This is a genomic window from Pseudovibrio sp. POLY-S9 (genome assembly GCF_001431305.1).
Classification (GTDB): domain Bacteria; phylum Pseudomonadota; class Alphaproteobacteria; order Rhizobiales; family Stappiaceae; genus Pseudovibrio.
The window spans coordinates 10218-18469 of record NZ_LCWX01000220.1 but is presented as its reverse complement, the minus strand read 5'-3'; the positions used below and the strand labels follow the sequence as shown (position 1 = coordinate 18469).

The following is an 8252-nucleotide window of genomic DNA, read 5'->3' as shown; positions in this document are numbered from 1 at the left end:
GAAATGGTGATGCCTGGTGATAACGTTGCTGTTTCAGTTGAACTTATCGTACCAATCGCTATGGAAGATGGTCTGCGCTTCGCTATCCGTGAAGGCGGTCGTACCGTCGGCGCTGGTGTTGTAGCTGAAATCATCGAATAAAGGCTTTTAAAGTCTTTACATATCGTGCCGCGGTGGTTATTGCGGTACGGTTCCTTCCAGTGAGTTGATTATTGGTCGGAAAAAGGTTTTGTCCCATGCTTGGGACTTTGTAGGGGTATAGCTCAGTTGGTAGAGCGACGGTCTCCAAAACCGTAGGTCGCGGGTTCGAGCCCTGCTGCCCCTGCCATCTCTTTGGTTGAGAAAAATCTTGATTAATCGAAGTTGGTGGCATATGAAGAGTTTTTCAGGGATAGGGTGCGTGGAAGAATCTACGCGCCCACCTGTCATGTAATGGGCCGGGACCGGATGGCAAAAACCAATCCTTTTACATTTATCCAGCAAGTTCGTTCTGAAACTGCGAAGGTAACTTGGCCGACGCGTAAGGAAACTGGCGTGACCACGTTAATGGTCTTCGTGATGGTTTTCCTGGCGGCGATGTTCTTTCTTGCTGCTGACCAGCTGATGAGCTGGGGTATCAGTTTACTGCTTGGCTTCTAAATAGCCTTACAGGCATTTCTAGTAGGAACAGGATTTAAGATGGCTAAGCGCTGGTATATTGTGCACGCTTATTCGAACTTCGAGCGTAAAGTTGCTGAAGCGATTAAAGAAAGAGCTCAGCAGCAGGGTCTTGAAGATTCATTTGACGAAGTTCTGGTTCCGACCGAGAAGTTCGTAGAGGTACGTCGCGGTCGCAAGGTTGATGCTGAGCGTAAGTTCTTCCCAGGATACGTTCTGGTGAAGATGGAGATGAGCGACGATGCTTATCACCTGATCAACGATACGCCGAAAGTTTCCGGCTTCCTCGGTAACGACAAGAAGCCGATGCCGATCTCCGAGGCTGAAGCGCAGCGTATTCTTAATCAGGTTCAGGAAGGTGTCGAAGCTCCGAAACCTTCTGTCAGCTTTGAAGTTGGTGAACAGGTTCGCGTCAGCGATGGCCCGTTTGCTTCCTTCTCTGGTCTCGTCGAGGAAGTCGATGAGGAACGGGCACGTCTGAAAGTGACAGTGTCCATCTTCGGCCGGGCTACCCCGGTTGAACTTGAATACGGACAGGTCGACAAAGTCGGTTAAGTCCGGGATGGGGCGGCAGGTGAAGCGCACTTTCGTCGGTGTGCTGGAAGCCAGACCGCCCGCTCTCTTATCCAGTGAAATGCGCTTGGCGTGATTTCACAGATCCATTCTGGAGAGAATTATGGCGAAAAAGATTGACGGCTACTTAAAGCTTCAGGTGCCAGCAGGTTCTGCTACACCATCCCCACCAATTGGTCCTGCGCTGGGTCAGCGCGGTCTGAACATCATGGAATTCTGTAAGGCGTTTAACGCTAAGACCCAGGATGTTGAGAAAGGTGCTCCTTGCCCAACCATCATTACTTATTACTCCGATAAGTCTTTCACTTTTGAAGTTAAGACAGCTCCTGCTTCTTTCTTCCTTAAGAAAGCTGCGAAAGTCAAATCTGGTTCAGCAACTGCTGGTCGCGGTACCATTGCGTCCGTGACTAAAGCTCAGGTTCGTGAAATCGCAGAAGCTAAGATGAAAGATCTCAACGCTAACGACATCGAAGCAGCAATGCTGATGATCGAAGGCTCCGCCCGTTCCATGGGTCTGGAAGTTACGGAGTAAAGTATCATGGCTAAAGTAGGTAAGCGCATTAAAGCTGCTCGCGAAGGTATTGATCGTAACAAAGAGTACGCAGTAAGCGAAGCTCTTGGTGTTGTTAAGTCTGGCTCCACTGCCAAGTTTGACGAAACCATCGAAGTTGCAATCAACCTTGGTGTTGACCCACGTCACGCAGACCAGATGGTTCGTGGTGCATGTGTTCTTCCAAACGGTACCGGTAAAACTGTACGCGTTGCTGTATTTGCTCGTGATGCGAAAGCTGATGAAGCAAAAGCTGCTGGCGCAGACATTGTTGGTGCTGAAGAGCTGGTTAAAGAAGTTCAGGGCGGTACCATCAACTTCGATACCGTCATCGCAACTCCTGACATGATGCCACTCGTTGGTCGTCTTGGTAAAGTTCTCGGTCCTCGCGGCATGATGCCTAACCCTAAGGTTGGCACTGTGACCCCTGATGTGACCAAGGCTGTTACAGACGCCAAAGGTGGTTCTGTACAGTTCCGCGTTGAAAAAGCTGGTATCATTCACGCTGGCGTTGGCAAAGCTTCTTTTGAAGCTTCCAAGCTGGAAGAGAACGTGAAAGCGTTCGTTGATGCAGTGATCAAAGCTAAGCCATCAGGTGCAAAAGGTACTTACGTTAAGCGCGTAGCCCTTTCATCCACGATGGGACCTGGCGTGAAGGTTGATCTTGGTTCTATTACCGAGTAAACACCTCGCCTATAAGAGTTACCTCCCGCTTTCATGTGGGAGGTTTTACCGCTGAAAGACTGTTATGGTCCTTCGGCATCCCTGTCCGAGACTGCAGGTGCCAACGTTTGTTGGTTTAAGTTTTTGATAAGAAAGGCCTGCATAGATGGAGAAGAACTGATTTGGTTGATATGCAAAATGCAATTCAACCTTGCGGTTCGAACCAAATTGCCTTGCTGCGTCTCTCCGGCGCGTAAGGGGACAGGACCCTAATCGTCGTTGTCGAGGTTGGGTTAGCCCAATTTTGATGCGGCAAAGGCAAACCGGCGGCAATGAGAATTGCTGCCAACTGGAGAAGGCAAGTGGAAAGAGCGGATAAGCAAAAGTTCGTCAGCGATTTCAACGAAGTGTTGTCGAGCACTGGCGTTGCAGTTGTTGCGCACTATGCGGGCCTTTCAGTTTCTCAGATGACTCAGCTGCGTGCTGATGCTCGTGAAGCTGGTGGTACCGTAAAGGTTGCTAAAAACCGCCTTGTCAAGCTTGCCCTTCAAGGCACTGAACTAGAGCATATCAGCGACCTGTTCACAGGCCCAACTGTCATCGTCTACTCTGACGATCCAGTTGCTGCGCCTAAGGCTGCTGCTAACTTCGCTAAGGCTAACGAAAATTTCGTAATCCTTGGTGGTGCTCTTGGTTCAACTAACCTGGATACTGCTGGTGTTAAAGCACTGGCAGCGATGCCGTCTCTGGACGAGCTTCGTGGCAAGCTGGTGGGTATGCTTCAGACCCCAGCGACCCGTATGGCCATGGTTACGAGCGCACCGGCCGGGCAACTTGCTCGCGTCTTCAATGCGTACGCCGAGAAGGACCAAGCCGCGTAAGGCGGAACCACATAATTTTTGTCAAAACCGAAAACGGTTCGAACAACAAGGTACTGAAAAATGGCTGATCTCTCAAAGATCGTAGAAGAACTCTCCGCACTGACCGTTATGGAAGCTGCTGAGCTTTCCAAGCTGCTCGAAGAAGAGTGGGGCGTTTCTGCTGCTGCTCCTGTAGCTGTTGCTGCTGCTGGTCCTGCTGCTGAAGCAGCTGAAGAACAGACTGAATTCGACGTTGTCCTGGCTGACGCTGGCGCGAAGAAAATCAACGTGATCAAAGAAGTACGTGCGATCACGGGTCTTGGCCTGAAAGAAGCTAAAGAGCTCGTAGAAGGCGCTCCGAAAGCTGTTAAAGAAGCCGTTTCTAAAGACGAAGCTGCTGAGCTGAAAAAGAAGCTCGAAGAAGCTGGTGCAAAAGTAGAACTCAAGTAATCCTGAGTTCTTCAGATATTGGTCCCGGAGTAATCCGGGACCTTTTCCGTACCCTGGCGGGTTTCCCGGCCGGGGTAAACGTCCCAACGGGGGAGGGTGCCTGAACAGCGCCCTATTGTGGACGGTTCTGAGAAGCTACGTTTTCTGCCATGCAGGGCGTCGTTTTTCTGAACCGTCACCTTGAGTGATACGAGGAGCGACAATGACGCAGACGTTCAACGGTCGCAAGCGGGTCCGTAAATACTTCGGATCCATCCGCGATGTAGCGGCTATGCCAAACCTTATCGAAGTGCAGAAGGCGTCTTATGACCAATTCTTGCAAGTTGATAAGGTTGAAGATAACCGCGTTGACGAAGGCCTAGAGGCCGTATTTAAGTCCGTATTCCCCATTTCGGATTTTGCAGGCAATTCCCTTCTTGAATTCGTAGATTACGAATTCGAAGCACCAAAGTATGATGTGGAAGAGTGCCGCCAGCGTGATATGACTTACGCTGCGCCACTGAAGCTTACGCTTCGCCTCATCGTGTTTGATGTGGATGAAGATACTGGCGCAAAATCGGTTAAAGACATCAAAGAACAAGATGTCTACATGGGCGATATTCCGTTCATGACCGATAACGGTACCTTTGTGATCAATGGTACAGAACGCGTTATCGTGTCTCAGATGCACCGTTCCCCGGGTGTATTCTTTGACCATGACAAAGGTAAGACCCACTCTTCCGGTAAACTTCTGTTTGCTGCACGTGTGATCCCTTACCGTGGTTCATGGCTCGATATCGAATTCGATGCTAAGGACATTGTCCACGCACGTATCGACCGCCGTCGTAAGATCCCTGTGACATCTTTGTTGATGGCGCTTGGTCTTGATAGCGAAGAGATTCTCAATACCTTCTATAATCGTATCGACTACGTACGTAACGGCGAAAACAGCTGGTCCGTACCGTTCGATGGTGCTCGTCTTAAGGGTACTAAAGCAACTGCCGATATGGTTGATGCTGCTAGCGGTGAAGTTGTTGTTGAAGCTGGTAAGAAAATTACCGCTCGTACAATCCGTCAGTTGACCGAAAAGGGTGTTAAATCTCTTAAGGGTACTGATGATGATCTGTTTGGCCAGTACCTTGCCGAAGACATTGTTGATACGCGTACTGGTGAGATATACGCTGAAGCTGGTGAAGAGCTGACTGAAAAGCTTCTTCATGAGCTTATCGAACGTGGCTACCACGATCTGCCTGTTCTGGATATCGACTACGTTAACGTTGGTCCTTTCATCCGCAACACGCTGGCTGCTGACAAGAATGACGGCCGCGAAGGTGCTCTGTTTGACATCTACCGCGTTATGCGTCCTGGTGAGCCGCCAACCATTGAGACTGCAGAGGCTATGTTCCAGTCTCTGTTCTTCGATGCTGAGCGCTACGACCTTTCCGCGGTTGGCCGCGTGAAGATGAACATGCGTCTTGACCTTGAGTGTGAAGATACTGTTCGTGTTCTGCGTAAAGACGATATCCTGTCAGTGATCAGCCTGCTGCTTAATCTTCGTGATGGCCGCGGCGAGATCGATGACATCGATAACCTTGGTAACCGTCGTGTTCGCTCTGTTGGCGAACTGATGGAAAACCAGTACCGTGTTGGCCTGCTGCGCATGGAACGTGCGATCAAGGAGCGTATGAGCTCCGTTGAGATCGACACTGTGATGCCTCAGGACCTGATCAACGCAAAACCTGCTGCAGCAGCTGTTCGTGAGTTCTTCGGTTCTTCCCAGCTGTCTCAGTTTATGGATCAGACCAACCCACTGTCTGAAGTGACGCATAAGCGTCGTCTTTCAGCGCTTGGGCCTGGTGGTTTGACCCGTGAGCGCGCAGGCTTTGAGGTTCGTGACGTTCACCCAACACACTATGGTCGTATCTGCCCGATTGAAACACCGGAAGGTCCGAACATTGGTCTGATCAACTCACTGGCAACCTTTGCACGTGTGAACAAGTATGGCTTTATTGAAAGCCCATACCGCCGTGTTATTGATGGTCTTGTGACGAAAGACGTTGTCTATCTCTCCGCTATGGAAGAGAGCAAGTACTACGTTTCTCAGGCGAACGCTGAGATGAACGAAGATGGTAGCTTCGTGAACGACCTGGTTCAGTGTCGTCATGCGGGTGAAAACATCTTGGTCACCTCCGATCGCGTTGATCTGATGGATGTGTCTCCTAAACAGCTGGTTTCCGTTGCTGCGTCGCTCATTCCGTTCCTTGAGAACGATGATGCGAACCGCGCACTGATGGGTTCCAACATGATGCGTCAGGCTGTGCCGCTCGTTCGTGCGCAGGCTCCATTTGTTGGTACCGGTATGGAACCAATCGTTGCTCGTGACTCTGGTGCTGCTATTGGCGCACGTCGCGGCGGTGTGGTTGACCAGGTTGATGCAACACGTATCGTTATTCGTGCGACTGAAGATCTGGATCCTTCCAAGTCTGGCGTAGATATCTACCGCCTGATGAAGTTCCAGCGTTCCAACCAGGATACCTGTATCAACCAGCGTCCGCTGGTGAACGTAGGTGACCGGGTTCGTAAGGGCGATATCATTGCAGACGGTCCTTCGACTGATCTGGGTGATCTGGCGCTTGGCCGTAACGTTATGGTCGCGTTCATGCCTTGGAACGGCTACAACTTCGAGGATTCCATCCTTCTGTCCGAGCGCATCGTTCGCGATGACGTCTTCACCTCCATCCACCTCGAAGAATTCGAAGTGATGGCGCGTGATACGAAGCTTGGCCCTGAGGAAATCACTCGCGATATTCCTAACGTTTCTGAAGAAGCGCTGAAGAACCTTGATGAAGCCGGCATTGTTTATGTTGGTGCTGAGGTGAAACCAGGCGACATTCTTGTTGGTAAGATCACTCCAAAGGGCGAAAGCCCGATGACACCAGAAGAAAAACTTCTGCGTGCGATCTTCGGCGAGAAAGCTTCTGACGTTCGCGACACATCCATGCGTCTGTCTCCAGGTGTATCCGGTACTGTTGTTGAAGTTCGTGTATTCAACCGCCACGGCGTTGAAAAAGACGAACGCGCAATGGCTATCGAGCGCGAAGAGATTGAACGTCTTGCGAAAGACCGCGACGACGAACAGGCAATTCTTGACCGTAACGTCTATGGCCGTCTGGCTGAGATGATCATGGGTCATGTGACTGTTGGTGGTCCGAAGAACTTCCGCAAGGGTGTTGAGATCGACGGAAACGTTCTGAACGAATTCCCACGTTCTCAGTGGTGGCAGTTTGCTGTCGAAGACGAGCAGCTGATGAGCGAGCTGGAAGCGCTTCGTGGTTCTTATGATGAGAGCCGTAAGCGTCTTGAGCAGCGCTTCATCGACAAGGTTGAGAAGCTGCAGCGTGGTGATGAATTGCCACCTGGCGTTATGAAGATGGTTAAAGTCTTCGTTGCGGTTAAGCGTAAGATTCAGCCTGGTGATAAGATGGCTGGTCGTCACGGTAACAAGGGTGTGGTTTCCAAGATCAACCCATGTGAAGACATGCCATTCCTGGATGACGGTCAACACGTTGATATCGTTCTGAACCCACTCGGCGTTCCATCCCGTATGAACGTTGGTCAGATTCTTGAAACACACCTTGGTTGGGCTTGTGCCGGCATGGGGCAGAAGATCGGCGAGCTTTACGACGAATATCGTAAGTCTGGCGAGATCGAGCAGCTTCGTGGCAAGGTCGTTGAGATCTACGGCGACAACATCAAGGGTGAGCCGGTTCAGGAATACGACGACGAAGGCATTGCTAAACTTGGTGAGCAGCTGCGTCATGGCGTTTCCATCGCGACTCCGGTCTTTGATGGTGCACGTGAACCTGACGTTGTTGACATGCTGAACATTGCTGAGATGAAACCATCCGGTCAGTCTACATTGTATGACGGACGTACCGGTGAACAGTTCGACCGTCAGGTCACTGTGGGTTACATCTACATGCTCAAGCTTCACCACTTGGTTGACGATAAGATCCACGCGCGTTCTATCGGACCTTACTCTCTTGTTACTCAGCAGCCGCTGGGTGGTAAGGCGCAGTTCGGTGGTCAGCGCTTCGGTGAGATGGAAGTGTGGGCGCTTGAAGCTTATGGCGCAGCGTACACCTTGCAGGAAATGCTCACTGTTAAGTCTGATGACGTGGCAGGTCGTACCAAGGTTTATGAAGCTATCGTCCGGGGTGACGACACATTTGAGGCGGGTATTCCTGAGAGCTTTAACGTTCTCGTCAAGGAAATGCGTTCCCTGGGCCTCAATGTCGAGTTGCAGGATAAGGAACCGCGTCAGAAAGCCAATGATGACGCTGAAGCAATCGATGCCGCGGAATAAGACCTTTCAAGGTATTTCGCTGTAAGTCATGTATTCATGCCGGAAGAGGGGAGCCTGCTTATTAGCACGCTCCCCGACCTGCGCATTTTAGGAGAGAGCTGATGTCGCAAGAGGTCATGAACCTGTTCAATCAACAGGCTCCCGCACAGACCTT

The 8252-nt window shown here is 50.8% G+C and carries 7 protein-coding genes, 1 tRNA gene and 1 pseudogene; all 9 read left to right on the top strand.

The window, feature by feature from the left end; all coding sequences use genetic code 11:
* A pseudogene (gene tuf, locus PPL9_RS31540) lies at window positions 1-141 on the top strand (elongation factor Tu); the annotation flags it as partial.
* Window positions 142-252: 111 nt separating this feature from the next.
* Window positions 253-328, top strand: a tRNA-Trp gene (locus tag PPL9_RS22540).
* 119 nt (window positions 329-447) lie between these two features.
* On the top strand, window positions 448-639 hold the full coding sequence (secE, locus tag PPL9_RS22535; RefSeq protein WP_057464836.1) for a preprotein translocase subunit SecE: 192 nt from the start codon (window positions 448-450) through the stop codon (window positions 637-639).
* 39 nt (window positions 640-678) lie between these two features.
* Complete coding sequence (gene nusG / locus PPL9_RS22530; RefSeq protein WP_057464835.1) at window positions 679-1212, top strand: transcription termination/antitermination protein NusG; 534 nt, start codon at window positions 679-681, stop codon at window positions 1210-1212.
* A 121-nt stretch (window positions 1213-1333) separates the two neighbouring features.
* Window positions 1334-1762 (top strand): 50S ribosomal protein L11, encoded by a 429-nt coding sequence (rplK, locus tag PPL9_RS22525; RefSeq protein ID WP_057464834.1) that lies wholly within the window; start codon window positions 1334-1336, stop codon window positions 1760-1762.
* A 6-nt stretch (window positions 1763-1768) separates the two neighbouring features.
* Window positions 1769-2464: a 50S ribosomal protein L1 gene (gene rplA, locus PPL9_RS22520; RefSeq protein ID WP_057464833.1), complete on the top strand. Its 696-nt coding sequence runs from the start codon at window positions 1769-1771 to the stop codon at window positions 2462-2464.
* Between the two features lie 341 nt (window positions 2465-2805).
* Window positions 2806-3324 (top strand): 50S ribosomal protein L10, encoded by a 519-nt coding sequence (rplJ, locus tag PPL9_RS22515; RefSeq protein WP_057464832.1) that lies wholly within the window; start codon window positions 2806-2808, stop codon window positions 3322-3324.
* Between the two features lie 60 nt (window positions 3325-3384).
* Window positions 3385-3753, top strand: a complete 369-nt coding sequence (rplL, locus tag PPL9_RS22510) for a 50S ribosomal protein L7/L12 (protein ID WP_057464831.1) — start codon at window positions 3385-3387, stop codon at window positions 3751-3753.
* Window positions 3754-3955: 202 nt separating this feature from the next.
* Complete coding sequence (rpoB, locus tag PPL9_RS22505) at window positions 3956-8098, top strand: DNA-directed RNA polymerase subunit beta (RefSeq protein WP_057464830.1); 4143 nt, start codon at window positions 3956-3958, stop codon at window positions 8096-8098.
* Window positions 8099-8252: the final 154 nt, after the last annotated feature.

Excerpts from the sequence above, each read along its gene's own strand:
- secE (WP_057464836.1), top strand. The coding sequence starts at position 448 with ATGGCAAAAACCAATCCTTTTACATTTATCCAGCAAGTTCGTTCTGAA.
- nusG (WP_057464835.1), top strand. The coding sequence starts at position 679 with ATGGCTAAGCGCTGGTATATTGTGCACGCTTATTCGAACTTCGAGCGT.
- rplK (WP_057464834.1), top strand. The coding sequence starts at position 1,334 with ATGGCGAAAAAGATTGACGGCTACTTAAAGCTTCAGGTGCCAGCAGGT.
- rplA (WP_057464833.1), top strand. The coding sequence starts at position 1,769 with ATGGCTAAAGTAGGTAAGCGCATTAAAGCTGCTCGCGAAGGTATTGAT.
- rplL (WP_057464831.1), top strand. The coding sequence starts at position 3,385 with ATGGCTGATCTCTCAAAGATCGTAGAAGAACTCTCCGCACTGACCGTT.
- rpoB (WP_057464830.1), top strand. The coding sequence starts at position 3,956 with ATGACGCAGACGTTCAACGGTCGCAAGCGGGTCCGTAAATACTTCGGA.